The following is a 21,737-nucleotide window of genomic DNA, read 5'->3' as shown; positions in this document are numbered from 1 at the left end:
ATGTCGCACTATCGGAAGAGCCGCACGCTCAGAACTTGTAGGTGACGCCGGTGAGGCGTTCGGACTCTTCCCAGAGTCGGCGCCACAGGTCCTGGTTCTGGGAGAGCTTGCTCGACGGGCAGGGTTCGACGGGGCCCTTGTTGCCCATCAGGCGGGCCGGGCCCCAGTAGATGGTCGGGTCGGCGTCGGGCATGGTGGCCGCGAAGAGGGAGGAGTGCGCCGCTTTGGCGGGGGAGTGGCCGACCAGGCGGACGAAGGGCTTGGAAATCTTGTCCAGTGGGGTTTCGGTGCGCGCGAAGAGATCGGTCGCCGAGACACCGGGGTGCACGCCGTAGGAGCGCTTGCTCGATCCGGCCGCGGTGAGGCGGCGCTGTAGTTCCCGGGCGAACATCAGGTTGGACAGCTTGGACTGCGCGTACGCGAGATTGCGCTGGTACCTGCGGTTCTCGTAGTTCAGGTCGTCGATCCACAGCTTCGGGGTCTGCTTGTGCGCGATGGAGGACAGGGTGACGACCCGGTCGCCGATCTTGTCGAGCAGCAGTCCGGTGAGCGCGTAGTGGCCGAGATGGTTGACGCCCCACTGGGTTTCGAAGCCGTCCACGGTGCGCGAGAACGGGATGTTCATCAGTCCGGCGTTGTTGATGAGCACATCGAATTCGCCTGTGCTGTCCGCGAATTCACGCACCGAGGCGAGGCTGGCCAGATCCAGTGCCGCGACCCGCACATCGCCCTCGATACCGTCGGCGACCTCCTGCGCCTTGGCGGTATTGCGGCAGGCCATGATGACGGTCGCACCCTTGCTCGCGAGCACCTTGGTGGTCTGCTCGCCGATGCCGCCATTGGCTCCGGTGATCACGAAGGTGCGCCCGGACTGGTCCGAGATTTCGCTTGGCTTCCATGCCATGGCTGTTGACCTCACAGGTTCGGCTTTCGATGTGCCTCGTCGCACACGGTTCCATGACCTTACTCCAGAGTAAGTTCCAGTGGTAGGCCGACTAGCCGAGCATGCCCTCGAGGGCCGATCGCCGCGACGGTTGCCGCAGCCGCTGCATGGCCTTGGACTCGATCTGGCGAATCCGCTCGCGCGAAACGCCGAAGAGCCGGCCGACCTCCTCCAGGGTGCGCGGCTCGGCACCGTCCAGACCGTAGCGCAATGCGATGACCTGCGCCTCCCGCTCGGGCAGGCCGGACAGCACCCGGCCCAGTTGGCCGCGCAGCGCGCCCTCGGTGACGGTGACCGACGGGTCCGGCGCGGCATCGGCCAGTAGTGCGCCGAGTTCGGTGGCATCCTCCGCGCCGACCGGGGTGTGCAGCGAAATCGGTTCGCGCCCATGGCGCATGACCTCGCGGACCTGATCGACCGGCAACTCCATATCGGCGGCGATCTCCTCGACGGTGGCTTCGCGGCCGAGCTGTTGCGACAGCTCCCGCCGGGTGCGAACGGCCCGATTCAGCACCTCCACCACGTGTACCGGGATGCGAATCGTGCGGCTCTGATCGGCCAGGGCGCGGCCGATGGACTGCCGAATCCACCAGGTGGCGTAGGTCGACAGCTTCAAACCGCGGCGATGGTCGAACTTGTCGACCGCGCGCATCAGGCCCACGGTGCCCTCCTGGGTCAGATCGAGCAGTGACATTCCGGTCGGGGTCGGATAGTGCTTGGCGATGGAGACCACCAGGCGCAGATTGGCGCGCACCATATGGTCCTTCGCGTTCCGGCCGTCGATGACGGTGCGCTGTAGTGCGCGCCGTTCTGAAGTGCTGAGTTCAACTGCGGTGGAAGCGGATTCGTCGATTCTCTGCTGCGCCAGTGCGCCCGCCTGGATGCGCTCCCCGAGTGCGTACTCATCCTCGGCGGTCAACAGTGCCGTCGCGCCGATGCGGCGCAGGTAGTCCTTGATGGCATCTTCGCTGAGGGTGATCGGGCTGCTCATGAGAACAAACATAGAGCCGACCTAAAAATATGTCAACAATGAATTTATGACGGAATCGGTTATAGTTCTGCGTATGAGCGCACAGACCGCCGATACCCGGCCGCTGGGGCTGCGGGAGCGGAAGAAGCAGCAGACCCGGCAGAACATCTCCAATACCGCGACCCTGCTGTTTCTGGAGCGCGGCTATGACAACGTCACCATCGCCGAAATCGCGGTCGCCGCGGATGTCGCCAAGATGACCGTCACCAATTACTTTCCGCGCAAGGAAGATCTGGTCCTGGACCTGCACGATGTTTTTGTCGAAAGCCTCGCGCGCACCGTCGGGGAGCGGTCGCCCGGCGAATCCGCGCTGGTGGCGCTGCGGGACGCCTACCTGTCCGCGGCGGCGGACCAGGATGCGGTGGCCGGCTTCTCCGGTCCGGAGTTCGCCCGGCTGATCACCGGCAGCCCGGCGCTGGTGGCTCGGTTGCGCGAGTTCCACGATGAGCGCGAACGCCGCCTCGCGGAGGCTCTCGCGGTCGAAACAGCCTCCGCCCCCGGCGATTTCACGCCGCGTATCGCGGCCGCCCTGTTCGGTGGCATTCATCGCGCCCTCTTCGACGAGACCCTGCGCCGTACGGTTGCGGGCGAATCCAACGACGCCATCGCCGCCGCGCTGACCGGATATATCGCCGACGCCTTCGCGACCCTCGAGCCGGCGCTGGGCGACTACGCGGTATGTGCGAAGTGATACTGCCGTGCACGCGAAGCAGCTGTTAGCCGTGTCGTTGCTGTTCATCGGCTTATGAGCGAAACATACTGGGCCGATGACCGGTGCCAGCGCGGCCGTCGCCTCCTCCGTGCCCCAGCCTCTGAGCCGGGCCAGGATCAATGTCATCTTCGGCACCGTGGTGCTCGGGATGCTCATGGCGGCACTCGACTCGACCATCGTCTCCACCGCCCTGCCGACCATCGTCGCCGATCTGGGCGGTGCGGGCCATATGGCATGGGTGGTCACCGCCTATCTGGTGGCGGAGGCGATCGCCACCGCGCTGGCCGGAAAGCTCGGTGACCTGTTCGGCCGCAAACTGATCTTCCAACTCAGCGGAGCCATCTTCATTCTCGGCTCGATCGTCGCCGGCATGGCGCACGGCATGGAGTTGCTGATCATTGCCCGAGCCGTACAGGGACTCGGCGCGGGCGGGCTCATGGTGACCTCCATGGCGCTCATCGCCGATGTGATTCCACTGCGCGAACGCGGTCAGTACCAGGGCGCGCTGGGCGCGGTCTTCGGCGTGACCACGGTGGTCGGCCCGACCCTGGGCGGCCTGTTCACCGATCATCTGAGCTGGCGCTGGTGCTTCTACGTGAACGTGCCGATCGCGGTCATCATGATTCTCGTCGCGGCGCGCACGATTCCGGTGGTGCGCAATGCGGTCAAACCGCTGGTCGACTATCTCGGCATCGCGCTCATCGCCATCGGCGTCACCTGCCTGATCCTCGGATTGGAGTGGGGCGGACAGGAATACGCGTGGGGTTCGGGCATGATCCTCGGTCTGTTCGCGGCCGCGGTGGTGGCGCTGGCGGCTTTCGTGGCGGTGGAGTTGCGGGCGCAGGAGCCCATGCTGCCGATGCGGCTGTTCCGCAGCAATGTATTCACCATCTGCTCGATCCTGAGCTTCATCGTCGGCTTCGCCATGCTCGGCGCGATGACCTATCTGCCCGCGTTCCTGCAATACGTGAAGGGCGTCTCGGCAACCGCGTCCGGCGTGCAGACCTTGCCGCTGGTGGTCGGATTGTTCACCACCTCAATCCTTTCCGGCACCATCGTGGGTCGCACCGGGCGGTACAAGTTGTTCCCGATCGCCGGTACCGCCGTCATGGCGGTGGGCCTGTTCCTCATGTCGACCATGGATGCGAGCACCGGCTTCTGGTTGCAGTCGCTGTACATGCTGATTCTGGGTTTGGGTATCGGTCTGGCCATGCAGGTGCTGACCATCGCGGTGCAGAACAGCGTGCCGTATTCGGATCTGGGCACCGCGACCTCCGGTGTGACCTTCTTCCGGACCATCGGCAGCGCCTTCGGCACCACCGTTTTCGGCACGCTGTACTCGAATCAGCTTGGGCCGCATCTGGGTACGGCACTCATGGAGGCGAAGGTGCCGCCGGAGGTCGCGCAGAATCCGCAGGCGCTGCGCGCGCTGCCGCCGGAGCAGGCCATGCCGATCGTCGACGCCTACGCCACCTCGATCGATTACGTCTTCCGCTGGGTGGTGCCGGTCGCGGTCCTGGGGTTCCTCATCGCCTGGCTGTTGAAAGAGGTACCGCTGCGCGATAGTTCGCGCGGTGAGGCCACCGATGTCGGCGAGGGGTGGGCGGTACCGGATTCACCCGATAACGGGGTGCAGATGGAGCGGGCCATCGTCCGGGTGCTGCGCAAGCTGCGTGACAATGCCGTGCCCGAACCGGGAATCCTCGCGGCGGCGGGCAGTGCGCTCGGCCGGGATGAGGCGTGGGCGCTCGGACAGGTCCGCATGTATCAACGCCTGCGTGGCTCGGTGACGGTATCGGACATCGCCAAAACCCATTGGATACCAGCGGAATTGGTGGAACCGGTCTTCGAGAAGGCGCAGCGCGAGGGGTTGGTCCGCCTGGACGGCAAGGAACTGACGCTCACCGAGCGTGGCCTGCGCGAGGTCGATACCGTGCAGGTCGCCTGGAAGCGCTGGCTCGAAAACCAGCTCGGCGACTGGGATCTCACCGATCCCGAGGAGCGCGCCCTCTTCGATCAGAGCATCGACAATATCGCCACCAAACTCCTCGACGAGGCCGACCGCCCCGACGCCCTTCCCGCCAGAGGCTGAGAACACCCATCCCAAGCTGCTGCCGGTCGGCGCCCCGTCCTCTCGGCGAAATCACCCCCGTCATCCCGGCATGCTTTTGGCCGGGATCCACACCCCGCTGTCCCGCTGCGATAACCGCAGCGGGACAGCGTGTTTCAGAGGTCAGGCGACTGCGCGCACCGGTCGCACCGGAGCATCCCAGTCGATCCGGAACCGCTGTTCATGCCCGAATGCCTTCTCCGGATCCATCCGCTTGAACATCATCGGCATGATCATCCCCATGAACGCCCGGGTCACCGGCCCCGCCGCCTTGGTGTGATTCATCCGCTTGACCCGATCGGCCACCCCCTCCACCCGGGGCCGCCGCAGCGCCTCGTAGGTGGCGAAAGCCGTTGTCGGATCCTCGATATCGCGCAGGCAGCGCGCCAATTCGACGGCGCTCTCGATGGCCATCGACCCGCCCTGCCCGGAGGTATTGCTGGGCGCGTGCACGGCATCGCCGGTGAGCACCATGCGCCCGCGGTACCAGTGCGGCACCTTCGGCATGATGTGCAGCGCGCCCACCACCATCAGTTCCTCCGGCTTGGTATTGCGAGCCAATTCCGCGCCGGGGGTGTCATCGGAGTAGACCTCGCGCAGGATGCGCAGCCACTCCGCATTGGGCACGGTCCGCGCCTCCGAGAGCGACATGTACTTCTCGTGCGGCAGATTCGCACCCCACGCGGCCCGCCCGTCGGGCATGGTCCAGTACAGGTAGTAGCCGCGCTTGCCGAAGGCGAAGGTCATATTCCCCGGCGGGATGGGGTTGGAGATCTCGGTGTACGCGCCGAAGCCCAGCATGCCCAGGTAGGTCGGTCCGGGGGCATCCGGATCGATGAGGGTGCGCACGGTGGAGCGAATACCGTCCGCGCCGATGAGCACATCCCCGGTGGCGCTGCTGCCGTCGGCGAAGTGCGCGGTGACCCCGTCCGCATGCTCCTCGACGTCGATCAATTTCTTGTTGTACTCGAACTGAACGCCATTGGAGACGGCCGTATCGTGTAGTGCCACATGCAGATCCGGCCGATCGACCAGGCACAGTGGTTCCACCCCGGTCAGCCCGGGCAGTGCGACGTTCTTGCTGTTGACGGACATCGAGCTGGTGTGGATCGGTGCGGCGACCGCGCGCACCGCCTCACCCGCGCCGATGATGTCGAGCGCGGCGACCCCGTTCGGGGCGAGGGCGAGATTGGAGCCGATGCCGTAGGCGGGGCCGGGGTACGCCTCGAAGACGCGCGCCTCGATTCCGGCCTTGGTCAACGCGGTCGCGGTGACCGGTCCGGAGATGCCGCCGCCGATGACGAGGGCGGAGCGAATCGCGCGTGGATTTGTCGTGGACATGGGTTGTCTCCCTGAATGTTCGAAGGTTTGGAATAACCCCGAATCAGAGCGCGCGCGGAGAACCCAGTTATCCTGTAGTTGCCAAACTCGGTACGAGTTCGCCTGCACGAGCACGGATCGGGAAGGTGTGTTCCCGGGTCTCGGCGGTGGTGTTGCAGCACCTTCGTCGGGGCCCGGTTCTTGTCGTCGGTCCGGTGTTGTCAGTCCGGCGGCGTCTGCTCGCCGAGCAGTCCTCCCTCCACCATTGCGGAGGCCTCGGCGGGGGTGACCCCGTCGCGATGCCAGGTCCGCCACATCTCGACCTGCGGGAAGGTGCCGTCGGCGAGTGAATCACGCAGTGCGCGAGCCCAATTCGCCTCGGCGGTCAGCATGGCCAGCTCATAGTCGTCTTCGATCAGGAAAAGGCGCGGCAATGAGCCTTCCAGTGCGGCCAATTGGGTCTTGGAGGCATCGATTGTGCTCTCCAGCTTGGTGATTCGGTCGGTGAGGAGTCCGACGACCTCATCCGGCGGCAGTACCGAGAGCACCGAGAGGCCGGCCATGAAGGGGCGCTGCTCGGGTTCGGGGCTGGCGATGAGTTCGCGGGTCCAGTCGGCGAGTTCGGCCCGACCGGCCTCGGTGATCCGATAGATGGTGCGTTCGGGGCGGGCGCCGTCGCGTTCGCTGCCGGTGACCTCGAGGAATCCGTGTTTGGTGAGGTTGTCGACAACGGTGTACAGCGAACCCCACTTGACGCCCATGTCGTGGTCCTTGCCGTACTCCCGCAACCGCCCGGCGATCTCGTAGCGATGCATGGGCGCGATGGCCAGGACGGACAGCACGGCCAGTGCCATCAGATTTCCGACTTTGCGTTTGCGGGCCATCTCCGGCACCTCCTTTACTCGTCTACGAATATACGTCTACGAGTATTAGGGCACAAGTACCCCGCCGGACCCGAAAAAGCGCCCCTCACGGCGGTGAGAGGCGCTGGGGGAGTGGCTCAGGAGGTCGCGAACCGGGAGCGCAGATAGTCCGAGGTGGCCTGGTCGGCGGGGAGGAACGCCTCCAGGTGCAGTTCGGCCAGGGTGATATCGGTGGCCGTCGCGAACGAGGTGAGCGTGGTGATCAGCCGCAGCTCGCCACCCGGGCTGCGCAATCGCAGCGGTACCGCGAAGCCGAGGTGATGCGGTCCTGGGTCGACCGGCGGCAGATATCCGTCCAGCTCCGCGATGAGACCGTCCAGATCCGGATCCGGGCTGCGCGCCGCCCGATTGCGCAGGCTGTCGGTGATATGCCGTCCCCATTCCGGCAGATTGATCACCCGTCGCGCCAGGCCGTCCGGATGCAGGGCCAGGCGCAGCACGTTCAGCGGTGCGTCCAGTAGCTCCGGCGCGCACCCCTGCGCGAGCATCTCGAACGCGGCATTGGCGGCCACCAGTACCCCGTACGGCCTGGTCACCACCGCCGGATACGGCAGATGCCCCTGCAGGATGGTGTCCAGCGCGTGGCGCACCGGTCCGAGTTCCGGTGCGTCCAAAGCGGATTCGGGAAACGCGGGGGCATAGCCCGCCGCCAGCAGCAGCGTATTGCGTTCGCGCAGTGAGAGTCCCAGCGATTCGGCCAGCCGCACCACCATGGTCCGCCCCGGATGCGAACGCCCCTGCTCCAGGAAGCTCAGATACCGCTGGCTGGTCTCGGCGCTGATCGCCAGGTCCAACTGGCTGATTCGGCGGCGGGTGCGCCAATGCTTCAACTGCTGTGCGAACGGGCTCGCCGGGGCTGCCACCGCCATGATCGTCATACCTCCACTGTCTGCGCCCGTTCGCTCGTGAGCGATTCCCTGGAAGGAATGACAAGCGCGGCCACATGATCATTCCCTGCGGGGAATCGCGCTCAGCAGCGCCGCCGAACAGACTTTGTGGCATGAGCAACGACCTCGACATCACCGCCCTGACCACCCTCACCGAGCAGTACATCGCCCTCTGGAACGAGGCCGATCCGGCCGCCCGCACCAAGCTGATCTCCGAGCTGTGGGCGCCGGACGGCAGCCAGGTTCTCACCGATCCGCCGCAGGAGATTCGGGAGGCCGCCGCCGAGCTCGCCTTCCCGATTCCCTACCTGTCGGTGCGCGGCCATCGCGAACTGGACGCACGGGTGACCCGGGCCTACGAAATGTTCATCGCACCGGGCGAATACACGTTCGCACCGCGTGGGGTGGCGCAGCGCCTGGCCGGTGGTCTGGTCGGCCTGGGCTGGGCGATGGTCTCCACCGCCGATGGCTCCGAGGGCGGCGCGGGCTACGACGTGCTCGCCCTCGACGCGGACGGCCGCATCCGCAGCGATCACCAGTACATCGGCCCCGCATAGCGATTCCCGGAATCGTCGGACCCGCGCCGGTCACCGAACCGGCGCACCAGCACTCATTTCTCAGGAGAAGAATCATGAATGCCATTGCGTACCAGATGGATCCGCTGCGCGGGCTGGACGGGCTCAGCACCCGGGTGCAGGAGATCCCGGTTCCCGGACCGCATCAGGTCGTGGTGCGGGTCCGCGCCGCTTCGCTGAATCGGCGCGACATCCTGCTGTACGAGGGCAACTATCCGGTCCCCATGACACCGGGCATCACGCCCCTGGTCGACGGGGTCGGCGAGGTGATCGCGGTGGGCGACGGCGTCACCCGCGCCGCGCTCGGCGATCGTGTCACCGGTACCTACTTCGTGGCCTGGAACGACGGACCGCAGACGCAGCGGTCCTCCTTCGAGCAGTACGGCGCCAATCACCACGGCTGGCTGGCGAACTATGTACTGCTGGAAGAGGATTCGGTGGTGCACGTACCTGCGCACCTCACCGATGCGGAGGCGGCCTCGCTGACCGCCGCGGGTCTGGTGGCGTGGTCGGCGCTGACCAAGCCGGTGCCCGCCGGACCGGGCGACACCGTGCTCACCGTCGGCACCGGCGTGGTCGGACTCTTCGCCGTCCAGCACGCCAAAATGCTTGGTGCGCGGGTTATTTCGGTCACCTCCTCGCAGGACAAGGCGGAGCGCCTGCGCAAGCTCGGCGCGGACGAGGTCATCGACCGCAAGCAGACCCCCGATTGGGAGAACACGGTGCTCGAGCTCACCGGCGGCGACGGCGTACAGCATGTGATCGACGCGGTCGGTATGCCGACACTGCCGAAATCGCTGGCGTCCGGGGCCTACAACGCGATGATCACCCTGATCGGTGCGTTCCCGGCCGAGGCGGGTCAGCAGCCCGGCGACCCCACCGGCTACAAGTATCTCGGCGTCCGCCGGATCGCCGTCGGCAGCCGCGCCGATTTCGAGGCCATGAACCGCACCATCACCGAGCACGGCATGCGCCCGCTCATCGATCGGGTGTTCCCGTTCGAAGAGGCCGCGCAAGCGTTCCGGTACTACACCGAGGGCGATCCTTTCGGCAAGGTCGTCATCTCGATCCTCTGATGCCGGAGATCCGAAGAGTGATCTCCCGGCAATCTCGGAAAATAGATATTGAGCTGGAACAATTCTGTTCTCAACAGGAGGTTCATCTCGGTAGCAAACTTGTGTACGGTCCTGGAAGACGAGCTTTTCGGATCGGCAGGCGACTGTTCGGAGATCGAAGGAGCTTCCGGTGGCACTCGGCACGGTGCATGAGAAACCAGCAGCGAGCGCGGACGACGGCACACCCGGTGTGGTGGAGACCGGTGAAATGTCCACACGCACGCTGCTGCTCATGATCGTGCTGTCGCTGGGTGTGGTGCTGGCGCTGGTCGGTGGCAGTCTCCGCAACAGCTTCGCCGGCACCGGCGAGAACTCCGATAAACCGGCCGCCCCGGCCGCCACCTCCAGTACGACTCAGCAGCCCGCGAGTGCGGCCCTGCCGCCTCCGGCCCCCGCCCCGCCGCCACCCGCGCCGGAACCGGCCCCGGCCCCGGCCCCCGCCCCGGTGCAGGCCCCGCCGCCGCAGACCTATAACGCCCCGGCTCCGGTCGAGCCCGCTCCCGAACCCCCCGCTCCGGCTCCGCCCGCGCCGCCGCCACCTCCGCCGGCCCCGGTGATTCCGGATATTCTCGCGCCCATCCTCCCGTTCCTGGTGCCACCGCCACCGCCGCCCCCACCACCGGCCCCCTGACCGGTGGCCGCCGGAATCCGAAGGAGGACAACCATGCTCGGCAGCCCGCAGGAATCCCATCCGGCATACGAGGGCGATATCGATCCGCGCGGCCTGGCCGTGGTCGTCGCCGTCTCCGGACTCATGGTGCTCGCCATCGGCCTCGGCATGCTGCTCACCGGCTCGGGCGAGGTGGGTGCGGCCGATCCCGCGCCCGCCCGCAGTGTGCCCACGCATCAGCGGGGGTCGATACTCCATCCCCCGGCCGCCCCCGCGGCCGCCGTTCCGCCCGCCAAATCCGCGTCGGCGAATCCGCCCGCGACTCCGGCGCCCGCACCCTCGGCGGTATCGAATATCTCTCCGGCGCAGGTGTATCCGCCCGCGCAACCGCATCCGGTGGAGGCTCCGGTACTACTGCCGGCGGGGTGAGTCGGCCGGTTCAGAGCCCGGAAACCCCTGCGAGCTGGCCGATTCCGTAGGTGACCGCCATGGCGAGCGCGCCACCGATCACCACGCGCAATACCGCCCGTCCGGTATTGCCGCCGCCGAGGCGCGCGCTCACCGTGCCGGTTATCGCCAGTGCCACCAGCACGGCCGCGAAGGTGACCGGGATTCTCCAGGAGACCGGCGGTAGCAGGATCGCCAGCAGCGGTAGCAGCGCGCCGAGCGTGAACGCGATGGCCGAGGAGATGGCGGCGTGCCAGGGATTGGTGAGTTCGGTTGGGTCCAAACCCAATTCGGCCTCGGCATGCGCGCGGAACGCGTCGTGGGCGGTGAGCTCCTCGGCGACCTGCTTGGCCGTGGCGGGTGAGAGTCCCTTGCTTTGGTAGATCTGCGCCAGCTCGGCCAGTTCGAAGTCCGGCTCCTCGGCCAGCTCCCGCCTCTCCTTGGAGAGCAGGGCCTTCTCGCTGTCCCGCTGGGTACTCACCGAGACGTATTCGCCCGCGGCCATGGAGATCGCCCCGGCGGTCAGTCCGGCGATACCGGCGGTGAGAATCGCCGAACTCTCGGTGGTGGCCGCGGCCACGCCCACCACCAGACCGGCGGTGGAGACGATCCCGTCATTGGCCCCCAGCACCCCGGCCCGCAACCAGTTCAGCCGCGAGGCCAATCCTTCGGCGTGCGGTTCGTGGGGGTGCGGTTCCCCATTGGCGGGCGGGTCGACGCTCGTATCGTCCACGAGGGAGAGCCTATGCCAACCCATGACCGATTTGCCGGATGCGCCGCTCGTGGGGAGGGGGATCCCCGGCCGAAAGCATGCCGGGCTGACGAGGGGTGGTCGTGTCGGGGTGGCGGGTGTCTCGCTCGACCAGGAGGTTCCCGATGTCAGGACGATATGGCGACGGGGCGGCGGTGGGTGTGCGGGTCGTCGAGGGCGTTGAGGAGATAGTCGGCCAGATCCGCGCGGCGGGTCCGCGATCCGACCGGGTCGGACGCGTCGAGGCAGATGCGGGGCGTGCCGGTGGCCGGGCCGTCGGTGAGCCGGCTCGGACGGATGGCGGTCCAGATCAGTTCACTGGCGGCGAGCTCGGCCTCCATCCGGGCCATATCGTCGTAGGTGCCGCGCATGATGCGGTGCAGCAGTCGCCCGGCGAGCCGGGTTCCCGCCCCTGCGGTGGCGGGCACTTCGATTCCGGCGGAAGAGATTACGAGCAGTCGAGTGTCCGGGGCGAGTGCCGCTACCAGGGCGGCGGCGCTCGCGGAGTAGAGGGTGGTCGGCCCGCGCCCGGTGGTGCCGAGCGCGGAGATCACCGCGTCGTGTCCGTGCAGTACCTCGGTGAGTGACCGCGGATCCGTCACATCCCCCACCACGGTCGACAACCCGGCGGAGTGCGCGGGAAGGTCGCCGGAACGGAGGTCGTTGGACCCGCGGGTCACCGCAGTGACGCGATGACCGCGAATCAATCCCTGCCGCACCAGTATTCGGCCGGTGCGACCGTTCGCGCCCAGGATCGCGATGGCTGCCATATCAGTGCGCGGCCGGGCGGGTGGCGGGCTGGAACTTGAAGGAGACCGCCTCCATGATCGGCTTGTGCTGAGTCTTCTGCACGGCGGCGATGCGCCATTCGCCGTCGGTATCGCGAATCACGGTGTAGGTGGCCAGTTTTCCGAGCTTCTTGGCCTCACCCTTGCCGGATTCGCCACGGGTCACCACGATCGCGGTGTCCGCACCGTAGCGGCGAATCTCCTGGATGTCGATGGTCAGCCGGGTGCCCTTCAGGAAGCTGTCGAACAGGGCCTGGTGCGCCGCGCCGATCTCCTTACCGCCGTGGTAGACGGTACCGACGTAGGTGACATCGGTGGCGTCGTCGGTGAAGCACGCGCCGTAGGCGGTCCCGTCGCCGCGGCCCCAGGCAGCGGCGCTGCGCTCGATCAGGGCGCGGATGGCGGTGTCGTCGATATCGTTGGTGTACATGGTGTTCGCCTTTCGGTAGTGATCATTGGTGTGGACGATGGGGCCGCTGCCGTCGGTGAGCGCGGCGAATGCGCGATCCACCACCTGCTGTGGTGTCTGCACGAATGCGGCGGGAATACCCGCGGCGGTCTGGGCGCGGGTGACGGTGACGCCCGGGCACAGGCCGATAATCTGTACGCCGCGCGAATGCTGTTCGTGCCACAGTGTTTCCGAGAACGTCGTGACGAAAGCCTTGGTGGCGCTGTATACCGCAAGCCCCGGCTCGGGATCGAAGGCCAGCTCGGAGGCCACATTGACGAGCGCGCCACCGGGCTCGGCCGATACGAGAAAAGCGTGAGCGAGTGCGATCACGCTGCGGCAGTTGAGATCCAGCGCGCCGAACGCGTGCGGCAGGGGAGTGTTCGCGAAGTCGCCGTGCGTCGCGGTGCCCGCATTGTTCACCAGCACCGCGTAATTCGCCGCGCCGAGCCGTTCGGTGACGATCCGGATTCCGGCGTCGGTGGCGAGGTCGGCGACCAGGAATTCATGCTCCGAGCCGATCTCGTCCCGGAGTTCGGCCAGTCCGGCCGCGCCCCGCGCTACCGCGGTGACCGTGTAGCCCCGCGCCGCCAGCGTGGTGGCGAAGGCCCGCCCGATTCCGGCGCTCGCACCGGTAACCAGTGCTCGTCCGGTTCGCGTGGTGGGAATCATGGGTTTCGCCCTCCGTGTTATTCTTCTTCCTAGAAGATGCTTCTTCGTTTAAGAAGTTTCTTCGTTGAAGAAGAGATTACGCAGAGGAGGCGGACCGTGTCAACACCCGAGGTCTCGAAGGAACGCGAGATTTTCCGGCGCTATGAGAGTGCCGTTGTGCTGCATGCTCAGGCGGGTGCGAAGGCGGTCGGGTTGGGCGCCACCGATCTCTACGCGCTCAATATCCTGGAGTTGAACGGCTCGATGACCCCGGGCGAGTTGGGTACGCGCACCGGTTTGACGACCGGCCCGACCACTCGGCTCATCGATCGGTTGGAGGCGGGGGGCTATGTGCGGCGAGCGAGCGATCCGGGCGATCGGCGCAAGGTGATCGTGGAACCGGTCGGCAAGCCCGCGGATCTGGATAAGGTGCTCGCACCTGTCCGCCGGGCGATCGGCGAAATCGTCGGTGGATACCCCGCTGACCAGCGTGCCGTTCTCTTCGACTACTTCGAGCGCGCGGCCGCCGCGTACCGGCGCGCGGCCGAGGAAATCGGCTGACGAACTCTTATAGGTCCGGCTCGCCGAGCGAGGTCTGGCTCTCGTTTTGCGGTGAATGCGAACAATTTGCTGGAACGATGAAGGTCATGGTCCGTCTCGCCGTTCGCTATTGGTCCGTCGTCATTCCACTGATCGCCGCCCTGGTGCTGGCAGTTTCCTGGGGTCGCGATCTCGGTCCGGCGGTGGTGGTGCTGGTGTCCGCGGCGCTGGTCGGTGCGGTGCTCTCGGCGGTGAGTCACGCCGAGGTGGTGGCGCATCGGGTGGGTGAGCCGTTCGGCTCGCTCATCCTGGCGGTGGCGGTGACCATTATCGAGGTCGGTTTGATCGTCACGCTCATGCTCTCCAGTGGAGACAAGGCGGCTTCGCTGGCGCGCGATACCGTCTTCGCCGCGGTCATGATCACCTGCAACGGCATCCTCGGCCTATCACTCCTGGTGGCCGCGGCGCGCCGGCGACTGGCGGTCTTCAATGCCGAGGGCACCGGTGGCGCATTGGCCACGGTCGCCACCCTGGCCACCCTGAGTCTGGTGCTGCCGACCTTCACCACGAGTGAACCGGGCCCGGTCTTCTCGGCCTCGCAATTGATCTTCGCGGCGACCGCCTCGCTGGTGCTCTACGGCGTCTTCGTCATGGTGCAGACGGTCCGCCACCCAGGTGATTTCCTTCCCGTCGAGGACGGTGAGCAGAACGACGACGACCATGACGAATTGCCCACCGGCAAACAGGCTTTCGCGAGCCTGGGTCTGCTGCTGGTGGCTCTGGTCGGGGTGGTCGGCCTGGCCAAGCTGGTCTCGCCGTCCATCGAAAGCGGTATCGCCGCAGCGGGATTGCCCGCCTCGGCGGTGGGTGTGGTGATCGCGTTGCTGGTGCTGCTGCCGGAAACCATTGCGGCGGTGCGGGCCGCGCGCCGCGAACGAGTGCAGATCAGTTTGAATCTGGCGCTGGGTTCCGCCATGGCGAGTATCGGTCTGACGATTCCGGCCATCGCGCTGGCCTCGATCTGGATCGAGGGTCCGCTCATGTTGGGGCTGGGTGCGACGCAGATGGTGTTGCTGGCCTTGACCGTTGTGGTGGGCGCGCTCACCGTGGTGCCCGGGCGCGCCACCTTGCTGCAGGGTTGTGTGCACCTGGTGTTGTTCTCCGCCTTCGTATTTCTGGCGGTCAGCCCCTAGCCGGGGCTGTCATGAGGTCCAGCGGTAGACCTGCCCGTCGCGCAATTCGTAGGAGCTGGCGGGTTTGACGCCGTCGTGGCCGGAGAGCCGGGCCATGACCCGGGTGCGGCCGCGCGTGGTGATGCCGTCCGCGGTCCAGTGCACGTAGGGGTGTACCAGTTTGGCGAACGCCGTCCAGTCGTCGGAGGCGACGGCCGAAAGAACTGCCGACACGGTTGGATCCACAGGGCCAGTGAACACGCCGGTCGGTTCGAATGCGCGTGTACGGCGGAAAACCGCCATTTTGGGTGGATGCCAAAATCCGCTCCCAACGTGTAGCTGACAGTTCACTCAATTCCGGTTTTGGTATGGCCGAAGCTGTTTTCGGCCCTGCGCCGAGGGGTTGCCGGACGTATGTCCAGCATCACGCCGATAGCTGTTACGTCTAATAACACGTTCTAGAATCGCAGGTCACATGGCATATTCTCCGCTGAGCTGTGATGGTCATGCATATACCAGTGGGTAACTTAGAGGCTTGGGTCACACTTCGAACGGATTTGTTGTAACTCGGCGTAACCATTAGCTTTGATGGCAGGCAGTGTTGCCGATCACGGAGAAGAAGATTTGAACCTCGTCACCCGGCGTCGGATCCGACGTCCCGCGGAAGTAGTCCCGCAATGACCCGGACCGCCGCGCGCAGCTCCGCCGTACGCAGCAATGTCCGCATCGTTCGCGAGAACTTCTCCGGCACCGTGGTGGCCTCCCTGCGCACCTTCGGCCGTGCGGCCGGTATCGCCAGGGAATCCGTCGGCGGCACCTTCGGCGATATCGCGCGCGGAGAGTTTCAGTGGAAAGAGGCCATCCTCCAGGCCTGGCGACTGGTCACCGTCACCGCGATTCCGGCCATCCTGATGGCGATTCCGTTCGGTGTCATCGTCTCGGTGCAGGTCGGCAATCTCATTCACACGCTCGGCGCGGATTCGCTGCTCGGCGCGACCGGCGGCCTCGGCGTCATCAAACAGGGCGCGCCCCTGGCCACCGGCTTCCTACTGGGCGGCGCGGGCGCGGCGGCATTGGCGGCGGATCTGGGCGCACGCACCATCCGTGAAGAGATCGACGCGCTGAACACCATGGGCATCAGCCCGATTCATCGCCTGGTGATTCCGCGCATGGTCGCCATGCTGGTGGTGGCGCCGCTGCTGAATGTGCTCATCATCTTCGTCGGCGTGCTCGCCGGATACATGGTCGCCATCGGCGGCCAGAACGTCACGCCGGGCAGCTACTGGGCCACCTTCGGCTCCTTCACCACCACCGCCGATGTGTGGATCTCGCTGCTCAAGGCCGTCATCTTCGGCTTCATCGTGGTGATCATCGCCTGCCAGCGCGGGCTCGAGGCCAAGGGCGGGCCGCGCGGTGTGGCAGATGCGGTGAACGCGGCAGTGGTGCTCTCGGTGGTGTCGATCGTGGTGGTCAATCTGATCGCCACCCAGATCACGGCGATGTTCCTGCCGACGAGGCTGGCCTGATGTCGGCAACGTACGTCCCGAAAGGGCTGGGCTGGGCCGCGCGCTTCTATCACCGGCGCGGACTGGTATTGCGCCGCGTCGAGGGCGTGGGCTTCGTGCTCGCCTTCGTCTGGCAGGTGCTGTCGTCGATTCCGTTGACGCTCGAGCGGTATCGCGACGAGACCATGCGCGCTATCACCAATATGACCTGGGGTCGCGGGTCGATCATCGTCGGCGGCGGGACCGTGCCGATGATGATCGTGCTCGGCCTGGTCATGGGCGCGTCCGTGGCGGTGGAATCCTTCGCAACCCTCGACATGCTCGGTATGGGTCCGGTCACGGGTCTGGTCTCGGCCTACGCCACCACCCGTGAGCTGGCCCCGATCGCCGCTGCCATCGGTTTCGCCGCGCAGGCGGGCTGCCGCATGACCGCCGAGATCGGGTCGATGCGCATCTCCGAGGAGATCGACGCCATCGAATCGCTGGGCCTGCGGTCGGTGCCCTTCGTGGTGACCACCCGCGTGCTGGCCGGTGTGGTGGCGATCGTGCCGACCTTCCTGATCGCGCTGATCATGTCGTATCTGGCCTGCCGCGGGCTGATCACGCTGGTGCACGGATCGTCGGCGGGCGTCTACGACCACTACTTCTTCCAGTTCGTCTCCGGTTTCGATGTGATCGCGGCGGTGGTGAAGGTGGCAATCTTCGCGGTGGTCGTGATTCTCATCCACTGCTATTACGGCTTCTTCGCGACCGGTGGTCCCGAGGGTGTCGGCATTGCCTCGGGTAAGGCCGTGCGAGCCAGTTCGGTGGCGATCATCGCCCTGGACATGGTGCTCTCGCTCGCGCTGTGGGGCTTCAACTCGGCGATCACGTTCACGGGGTAGGGGATGCCGAACTACGGAATGCCCGGTGTTGCCGTGGACCGGAAACGGTCCATGGCGGTCGGCGCGGTCGCGCTGGCGCTGATCGTCGCGGTGGCGATCGGCTGGACGGTGTACTCGTCCGCGAAAACCGAAGCTGGACTGGCGATTTCGCTGCGCACCGAACAGATCGGTGACGGCGTGCTGGTCGGCACCGATGTGCGGGTGAACGGGGTGATCGTCGGCAGGGTCACCGACATCACGCCCGATGCGCACGGTACGCAGCGCATCGATATGCGGCTGGACGATTCCCGGCTCTTCGGGATCGACGACAGCATGCTGGTGGATTACGCGCCCGCGAACCTCTTCGGTATCAGCGAGATCGATCTGCGCGGCGGGCCCGGCGGGTCACCGCTGCGCGCGGGTGCGGTCATCGATCTGACCGGCGCCAAGGCGAACACGGTCTACGACGCCACCATGGGATCGATTCTGCGCAGTGCCTCGCAGGTCGGCGGTTCGGTGCTGACACCGCAGCTGGCCTCGGTCATCGCGCAGGCCGCCGCCGATACCGAGGCGTTCACCCCGCTGGCGCAGGCGCTCATCACCGCGGTGCGCACGGTGGCCGATAACCAGAAGATGCCGATGTCGGAGCTGATGGGTCAGCTGGGGCCGGCCTTCGACGGCGGCGGCAAATTCGCCGGAGCCACCGTGCAGGTGGTCGATATGATCCGCAGTATTCAACGGCTGCAGGGCAATCGGGCCGACTATGACTCGAATCTGGCGCTGGTGACCGGGCAGCTGCTGCCCGAGCTGGCGAAAACCCTTGGTACGGCCGGGAATCAGCTCTCCGGTCTGACCGACATGCTGGCACCGGTGCTGGCCATGCTCGCCCAGATGGTGCCGCAGCCGCAGCAGTCCAGCGCCGAATTGCGCACGCTGCTACAGCGTTTGAACGCCGCCATGCCGGATAACGGGCAGGGGCCGGTGCTCAATGTCGAGGTCGATCTGCGTGGGGTGCCCGCGCTCGCGGTACCGCTGCTGGGAGGTGCGCGATGACCGTCAAGGGTGCGGCCTGGCGGCTGAGCCTGTTCACCGCGGTGATCGTGGTGGTGCTCATGCTGGTGATCTCCGCGATTCAGCGGCCGGTCTCGGGGGATACCGAGACCCACGACGCCATCTTCACCGATGCCAATGGCCTCAAGGTCGGTGACGACGTGCGCATGTACGGCGTGCAGGTCGGCAAGATCAAGCACATCGAACTCGAGGGCGCGAAGGCGCGAGTTCAGTTGTCGGTCAAGACCGATGCGCCCATCTACGACAACAGCAAGCTCGCCATCCGATATCAGAATCTGACCGGGCAGCGGTATATCGATCTGCAGCAGCAGCCGCGGCCCGGACAGCGCCTCGCGGCCGGTAAGCGCATCGAAATCGACCACACCGTGCCGTCTTTCGATGTGACGAGCCTGTTCAACGGCTTGAAGCCGGTGCTGGCCACCATTTCTCCCGAGGCCATCAATCAATTCAGCGCCAGCATGGTCGCTTTGATCGAGGGTGACGGCAGCGGTGTCGGACCGGCCCTGGACGCCATCGGGAAGCTCGCGTCGTACGTGGACAATCGGCAGCAGGTGATCGGCACCCTCATCCGGAATATGTCCGATCTGGATGATCGGCTGAGCGGGCGGGTGCACTATCTGGTGCCGCTGCTGGCCCGGCTCAGCGATATTTTCGAAGCGCTGCAATCGAATATCGGCGGGTTGGCGCAGTTCGCCATGACCGCGCCGTCGGTGCTCGGGCCGATCGACAGCCTGATGCGCACGCTCGGCATCAACAACGGTAGCGATGTGGACGCGCTGATCCGGCGCATCTTCCCCGACGCACAGCAGGCCGTGGAGGTCTTCGGGCGACTGCCCGCCGTGCTGGCCGCGGCCGATGCGTCGGCACCGGCCAATGCCAGCGGTTGGAAGCCGGTGTGCAGCAAGGGCAATGCCGAGGTGCCGCCGGTGCTCGGGCTGCTGATCGTAGGACAGCAGGTGGCGGTATGCAACGGATGAGACTGCCACGCTTCATGGTTCGGGACGATCGGGTCGTCGACGACGGCACGAAGAAGAAACGTGAACTGCGCCTGGGGATTATCGGCGCGATACTCGTCGCGCTCGGCTTGCTGGCCGCCGGTGTGCTGTTCGTGGTGCCGTTCGGCAAGCACACCTATACCGCCGAACTCTCCGAGGCGCAGTCGGTGAAAACCGGTGACGACGTGCGTATCGCGGGTATTTCCGTCGGTGAGGTGAAATCCCTGGAATTGAAGCCGGACAAGGTTGTCATGCGCTTCACCGTGGATTCCGATGTGTTCCTGGGCGATCAGACCTCGCTGGATATCCGCATGCTCACCATTGTCGGCGGGCACTATGTCGCGGTCTTCCCGGCGGGTGATAAAGCCCTGGGGGACAAGGCCATTCCCGCCGATCGCGTGCGCCTGCCGTACAGCCTGGTGCAGACCTTCCAGGATGCGGCGACCCCGCTGTCCAAGATCGACGGCCAGACGCTGAACCGCAATCTCGCCGCGCTGGGCAACTCCATCGACGGTGCGCCGGAGAGCCTGCGGACCACCTTGCAGACTGTCAGCACCTATGTGGATGCCCTGGACCGGCAACGGTCTCAGGTCTCCAATGCCATTTCGGTCGCCGACGAGTACGTGCGCATGTACGACGGCGCGAAGAGCGATCTGGGCCGACTCATGGACAATGCCAACCTGCTGGTGACGGTCCTCGAGGACAAGCATTCGGAGATGGCCGAGGCCATTCGACTGCTCAGCGATGTGGTCGGCCGCCTCGGTGGCGCGCAGCCGCAGTGGGATGCCTCGCTGAAGACCAAGCTGACCGCTGCGGTCGACCAATTGGAGCAGCTCGGAACGCGTTTCGGGCCGACGCTCACCGCGGCACAGGGGTTGCGGCAGCAGCTGTCCTCGCTGGTGATTCCCGAGGGCGGCGTGACCATCGACCAGTCCGCTCAGACGGTGCCCGTCTGCGTGCCCGTGCCCGGAAGGGACTGCTGATGCTCAAGCGATTGCTCGCCTCGCAGGCGTTCATGTCGGTCGCCGGTGCGGTGGTCGTGGTGGTGCTGGCCGTGGTCGGTTACTTCGTCTGGTTCGATCCGATGAAGAAGACCGAATCCTATTGCGCGGTCATGCCGGACGCGGTCGGGCTGTATGTCGGCAACAAGGTGACCATGCGGGGTATCCCGGTGGGCACGGTGACCTCCATCGACGCCGACGGCGCGAAGGTCAAGGTCGGGTTCTCGGTGGACGCGAAGTATCCGGTGTACGCCGATGCCGCGGCCACCACGGTCTCGGATTCCATTGTGGCGGACCGCAATCTGGCGGTGCTATCCACCGGTAAGAACCTGGCGCACTGGGACTCCTCGCAGTGCATCACCAAATCCCTCACCCCCAAGAGCATTACCGAGACGCTGACCGCGCTGGCGGATCTCTCCGCGCAGTTGCAGCAGGCGCAGGCCCCGGATGCGCTGGCGCACGGGCTCTCCGGGCTCGATGCCGCCACCGTCGGCGCCGGACCGCAGATCAACGAGATCGTCAAGAAGCTCGGCTCCGCGCTATCGCAGCCCGATGCCGATATCGGTCATCTCGCGGGCATCTTCGATGCCTTCGCCTCGGTGGGCGAGAAGGTGGAGGCGCACTGGGGTGATCTGCGCTCCATGCTGCTGCGCCTCGCCCCGGCGCTGAACAATGCCAGCACCGAATTGCTCGGTCCCGGCGCCGAACTCATCGACCGGCTGGGGCAGGCCCTGCCCATGCTCAATGATCTGGTCACCATTGCGGGCGATCCGATCATGCGGGCGCTGGACGACACCCTGCCGCTGGTTCGGTTGCTGCGCGCCAATGTCGGCTCGCTCTCGGAGATCATGCTCAAGCTCCCGGTGCTCACCAATGCGGCCGAATCGGTCATGGGCTCGGGTATCACCTACGGTTCGCCGCGCGCCGCCCTGCCCACGCCCGAGGCCGCCCAGGTCTGCGCGGCCGTGAACGCGGTGACTCCCGGCTCCTGCACCGATCCGGGCAACGGCATGGTCGATGTCCCGCTGGTGCCCCTCGTGCTCGGAATGGCAGGTGCGCGATGAGAATCGGACTCTGGAAAGTCACGTTCGATGCCGGATTGATCCGATTTGCCCACCGGGTAGTAACGCCGGAGCAATCTGTGACGACACACCCACCGCAAGCAGGGACTGCGCTGGCCGCAGCTACTGCCGGGGCTGCGGAATCTGCGATGAGGGCAGGTTCCGCACGCCGGGCAGCGACCCCCGGGCGTGCGGGCTCCGTGCCGAGGGCAGTCGGCC

The 21,737-nt window shown here is 66.2% G+C and carries 23 protein-coding genes; 14 read left to right on the top strand and 9 right to left on the bottom strand.

Annotated features, from left to right (window positions below; genetic code table 11):
* Window positions 1-28: 28 nt before the first annotated feature.
* Together OHB26_RS04920 and OHB26_RS04915 are read right to left on the bottom strand one after the other, a co-directional pair.
* The gene (locus tag OHB26_RS04920; RefSeq protein ID WP_330183051.1) at window positions 29-904 is read right to left on the bottom strand and encodes an oxidoreductase; all 876 of its coding nucleotides are present in this window, start codon (window positions 902-904) and stop codon (window positions 29-31) included.
* 91 nt (window positions 905-995) lie between these two features.
* Entirely contained in the window at window positions 996-1,934 is a 939-nt protein-coding gene (locus OHB26_RS04915; RefSeq protein WP_330183050.1) for a sigma-70 family RNA polymerase sigma factor, read from the bottom strand.
* A gap of 73 nt (window positions 1,935-2,007) precedes the next feature.
* Between OHB26_RS04915 and OHB26_RS04910 the strand changes: the two genes are divergently transcribed.
* Both OHB26_RS04910 and OHB26_RS04905 read left to right on the top strand, forming a co-directional pair.
* Window positions 2,008-2,664, top strand: a complete 657-nt coding sequence (locus OHB26_RS04910; protein WP_330183049.1) for a TetR/AcrR family transcriptional regulator — start codon at window positions 2,008-2,010, stop codon at window positions 2,662-2,664.
* 76 nt (window positions 2,665-2,740) lie between these two features.
* A complete protein-coding gene (locus OHB26_RS04905; protein WP_330183048.1) occupies window positions 2,741-4,777 on the top strand; it encodes an MDR family MFS transporter in 2,037 nt (678 codons plus the stop codon).
* A 141-nt stretch (window positions 4,778-4,918) separates the two neighbouring features.
* Here the strand turns inward: OHB26_RS04905 and OHB26_RS04900 are convergent, their stop codons facing one another.
* From OHB26_RS04900 to OHB26_RS04890, 3 genes are all read right to left on the bottom strand, one after another.
* Entirely contained in the window at window positions 4,919-6,136 is a 1,218-nt protein-coding gene (locus OHB26_RS04900; RefSeq protein WP_330183047.1) for an FAD-dependent oxidoreductase, read from the bottom strand.
* A gap of 200 nt (window positions 6,137-6,336) precedes the next feature.
* Window positions 6,337-6,999: a PadR family transcriptional regulator gene (locus OHB26_RS04895; protein ID WP_330183046.1), complete on the bottom strand. Its 663-nt coding sequence runs from the start codon at window positions 6,997-6,999 to the stop codon at window positions 6,337-6,339.
* A gap of 116 nt (window positions 7,000-7,115) precedes the next feature.
* Window positions 7,116-7,916: a helix-turn-helix domain-containing protein gene (locus tag OHB26_RS04890; protein WP_330183045.1), complete on the bottom strand. Its 801-nt coding sequence runs from the start codon at window positions 7,914-7,916 to the stop codon at window positions 7,116-7,118.
* Window positions 7,917-8,038: 122 nt separating this feature from the next.
* On the opposite strand from OHB26_RS04890, the gene OHB26_RS04885 reads away from it, so the two are divergent.
* From OHB26_RS04885 to OHB26_RS04870, 4 genes are all read left to right on the top strand, one after another.
* A complete protein-coding gene (locus OHB26_RS04885) occupies window positions 8,039-8,482 on the top strand; it encodes a hypothetical protein (protein WP_330183044.1) in 444 nt (147 codons plus the stop codon).
* 74 nt (window positions 8,483-8,556) lie between these two features.
* A complete protein-coding gene (locus tag OHB26_RS04880; RefSeq protein ID WP_330183043.1) occupies window positions 8,557-9,576 on the top strand; it encodes a zinc-dependent alcohol dehydrogenase family protein in 1,020 nt (339 codons plus the stop codon).
* A gap of 169 nt (window positions 9,577-9,745) precedes the next feature.
* Entirely contained in the window at window positions 9,746-10,246 is a 501-nt protein-coding gene (locus OHB26_RS04875; RefSeq protein ID WP_330183042.1) for a hypothetical protein, read from the top strand.
* Window positions 10,247-10,279: 33 nt separating this feature from the next.
* Window positions 10,280-10,654: a hypothetical protein gene (locus tag OHB26_RS04870; RefSeq protein WP_330183041.1), complete on the top strand. Its 375-nt coding sequence runs from the start codon at window positions 10,280-10,282 to the stop codon at window positions 10,652-10,654.
* A gap of 10 nt (window positions 10,655-10,664) precedes the next feature.
* On the opposite strand, the gene OHB26_RS04865 is transcribed toward OHB26_RS04870, so the two are convergent.
* The 3 genes from OHB26_RS04865 to OHB26_RS04855 form a co-directional block, all read right to left on the bottom strand.
* Window positions 10,665-11,405: a VIT1/CCC1 transporter family protein gene (locus tag OHB26_RS04865; RefSeq protein ID WP_330183040.1), complete on the bottom strand. Its 741-nt coding sequence runs from the start codon at window positions 11,403-11,405 to the stop codon at window positions 10,665-10,667.
* A 146-nt stretch (window positions 11,406-11,551) separates the two neighbouring features.
* A complete protein-coding gene (locus OHB26_RS04860; protein WP_330183039.1) occupies window positions 11,552-12,193 on the bottom strand; it encodes an NAD(P)-dependent oxidoreductase in 642 nt (213 codons plus the stop codon).
* 1 nt (window position 12,194) lies between these two features.
* Window positions 12,195-13,331: an SDR family NAD(P)-dependent oxidoreductase gene (locus OHB26_RS04855; protein WP_330183038.1), complete on the bottom strand. Its 1,137-nt coding sequence runs from the start codon at window positions 13,329-13,331 to the stop codon at window positions 12,195-12,197.
* A 96-nt stretch (window positions 13,332-13,427) separates the two neighbouring features.
* Between OHB26_RS04855 and OHB26_RS04850 the strand changes: the two genes are divergently transcribed.
* Together OHB26_RS04850 and OHB26_RS04845 are read left to right on the top strand one after the other, a co-directional pair.
* Window positions 13,428-13,871: a MarR family winged helix-turn-helix transcriptional regulator gene (locus tag OHB26_RS04850; protein ID WP_330183037.1), complete on the top strand. Its 444-nt coding sequence runs from the start codon at window positions 13,428-13,430 to the stop codon at window positions 13,869-13,871.
* Window positions 13,872-13,957: 86 nt separating this feature from the next.
* Window positions 13,958-15,043, top strand: a complete 1,086-nt coding sequence (locus OHB26_RS04845) for a calcium:proton antiporter (RefSeq protein ID WP_442942985.1) — start codon at window positions 13,958-13,960, stop codon at window positions 15,041-15,043.
* A gap of 9 nt (window positions 15,044-15,052) precedes the next feature.
* Here the strand turns inward: OHB26_RS04845 and OHB26_RS04840 are convergent, their stop codons facing one another.
* Complete coding sequence (locus OHB26_RS04840; RefSeq protein ID WP_330183035.1) at window positions 15,053-15,256, bottom strand: nuclear transport factor 2 family protein; 204 nt, start codon at window positions 15,254-15,256, stop codon at window positions 15,053-15,055.
* Between the two features lie 443 nt (window positions 15,257-15,699).
* On the opposite strand from OHB26_RS04840, the gene OHB26_RS04835 reads away from it, so the two are divergent.
* Genes OHB26_RS04835 through OHB26_RS04810 form a run of 6 tightly spaced genes read left to right on the top strand, consistent with a single transcriptional unit; the run spans window position 15,700 to window position 21,521 of the window.
* The gene (locus OHB26_RS04835; protein WP_330183034.1) at window positions 15,700-16,548 is read left to right on the top strand and encodes an ABC transporter permease; all 849 of its coding nucleotides are present in this window, start codon (window positions 15,700-15,702) and stop codon (window positions 16,546-16,548) included.
* Entirely contained in the window at window positions 16,548-17,411 is an 864-nt protein-coding gene (locus OHB26_RS04830; RefSeq protein WP_442942854.1) for an ABC transporter permease, read from the top strand. Before OHB26_RS04835 ends, OHB26_RS04830 begins: the two co-directional genes overlap by 1 nt.
* Window positions 17,412-17,414: 3 nt before the next feature.
* Window positions 17,415-18,443, top strand: coding sequence for an MlaD family protein (locus OHB26_RS04825; protein WP_330183033.1), 1,029 nt, complete (start codon window positions 17,415-17,417; stop codon window positions 18,441-18,443).
* A complete protein-coding gene (locus OHB26_RS04820) occupies window positions 18,440-19,438 on the top strand; it encodes an MlaD family protein (RefSeq protein ID WP_330183032.1) in 999 nt (332 codons plus the stop codon). The genes OHB26_RS04825 and OHB26_RS04820 overlap by 4 nt, the downstream gene beginning before the upstream one ends.
* Entirely contained in the window at window positions 19,426-20,439 is a 1,014-nt protein-coding gene (locus tag OHB26_RS04815) for an MlaD family protein (RefSeq protein ID WP_330183031.1), read from the top strand. The genes OHB26_RS04820 and OHB26_RS04815 overlap by 13 nt, the downstream gene beginning before the upstream one ends.
* Window positions 20,439-21,521: an MlaD family protein gene (locus OHB26_RS04810; RefSeq protein WP_330183030.1), complete on the top strand. Its 1,083-nt coding sequence runs from the start codon at window positions 20,439-20,441 to the stop codon at window positions 21,519-21,521. Before OHB26_RS04815 ends, OHB26_RS04810 begins: the two co-directional genes overlap by 1 nt.
* Window positions 21,522-21,737: the final 216 nt, after the last annotated feature.

It is taken from the genome of Nocardia sp. NBC_01503, assembly GCF_036327755.1.
Taxonomy (GTDB): domain Bacteria; phylum Actinomycetota; class Actinomycetes; order Mycobacteriales; family Mycobacteriaceae; genus Nocardia.
This window is presented reverse-complemented; position numbering and strand designations above follow the sequence as displayed.

What these genes read in the sequence shown, in the direction of transcription:
- OHB26_RS04810 (WP_330183030.1), top strand. Translation starts at nt 20,439, where the DNA reads ATGCTCAAGCGATTGCTCGCCTCGCAGGCGTTCATGTCGGTCGCCGGT.
- OHB26_RS04910 (WP_330183049.1), top strand. Translation starts at nt 2,008, where the DNA reads ATGAGCGCACAGACCGCCGATACCCGGCCGCTGGGGCTGCGGGAGCGG.
- OHB26_RS04835 (WP_330183034.1), top strand. Translation starts at nt 15,700, where the DNA reads ATGACCCGGACCGCCGCGCGCAGCTCCGCCGTACGCAGCAATGTCCGC.
- OHB26_RS04815 (WP_330183031.1), top strand. Translation starts at nt 19,426, where the DNA reads ATGCAACGGATGAGACTGCCACGCTTCATGGTTCGGGACGATCGGGTC.
- OHB26_RS04825 (WP_330183033.1), top strand. Translation starts at nt 17,415, where the DNA reads ATGCCGAACTACGGAATGCCCGGTGTTGCCGTGGACCGGAAACGGTCC.
- OHB26_RS04885 (WP_330183044.1), top strand. Translation starts at nt 8,039, where the DNA reads ATGAGCAACGACCTCGACATCACCGCCCTGACCACCCTCACCGAGCAG.
- OHB26_RS04870 (WP_330183041.1), top strand. Translation starts at nt 10,280, where the DNA reads ATGCTCGGCAGCCCGCAGGAATCCCATCCGGCATACGAGGGCGATATC.
- OHB26_RS04855 (WP_330183038.1), bottom strand. Translation starts at nt 13,331, where the DNA reads ATGATTCCCACCACGCGAACCGGACGAGCACTGGTTACCGGTGCGAGC.
- OHB26_RS04895 (WP_330183046.1), bottom strand. Translation starts at nt 6,999, where the DNA reads ATGGCCCGCAAACGCAAAGTCGGAAATCTGATGGCACTGGCCGTGCTG.
- OHB26_RS04830 (WP_442942854.1), top strand. Translation starts at nt 16,548, where the DNA reads ATGTCGGCAACGTACGTCCCGAAAGGGCTGGGCTGGGCCGCGCGCTTC.
- OHB26_RS04880 (WP_330183043.1), top strand. Translation starts at nt 8,557, where the DNA reads ATGAATGCCATTGCGTACCAGATGGATCCGCTGCGCGGGCTGGACGGG.
- OHB26_RS04845 (WP_442942985.1), top strand. Translation starts at nt 13,958, where the DNA reads ATGGTCCGTCTCGCCGTTCGCTATTGGTCCGTCGTCATTCCACTGATC.
- OHB26_RS04860 (WP_330183039.1), bottom strand. Translation starts at nt 12,193, where the DNA reads ATGGCAGCCATCGCGATCCTGGGCGCGAACGGTCGCACCGGCCGAATA.
- OHB26_RS04820 (WP_330183032.1), top strand. Translation starts at nt 18,440, where the DNA reads ATGACCGTCAAGGGTGCGGCCTGGCGGCTGAGCCTGTTCACCGCGGTG.
- OHB26_RS04915 (WP_330183050.1), bottom strand. Translation starts at nt 1,934, where the DNA reads ATGAGCAGCCCGATCACCCTCAGCGAAGATGCCATCAAGGACTACCTG.
- OHB26_RS04900 (WP_330183047.1), bottom strand. Translation starts at nt 6,136, where the DNA reads ATGTCCACGACAAATCCACGCGCGATTCGCTCCGCCCTCGTCATCGGC.
- OHB26_RS04905 (WP_330183048.1), top strand. Translation starts at nt 2,741, where the DNA reads ATGACCGGTGCCAGCGCGGCCGTCGCCTCCTCCGTGCCCCAGCCTCTG.
- OHB26_RS04890 (WP_330183045.1), bottom strand. Translation starts at nt 7,916, where the DNA reads ATGACGATCATGGCGGTGGCAGCCCCGGCGAGCCCGTTCGCACAGCAG.
- OHB26_RS04920 (WP_330183051.1), bottom strand. Translation starts at nt 904, where the DNA reads ATGGCATGGAAGCCAAGCGAAATCTCGGACCAGTCCGGGCGCACCTTC.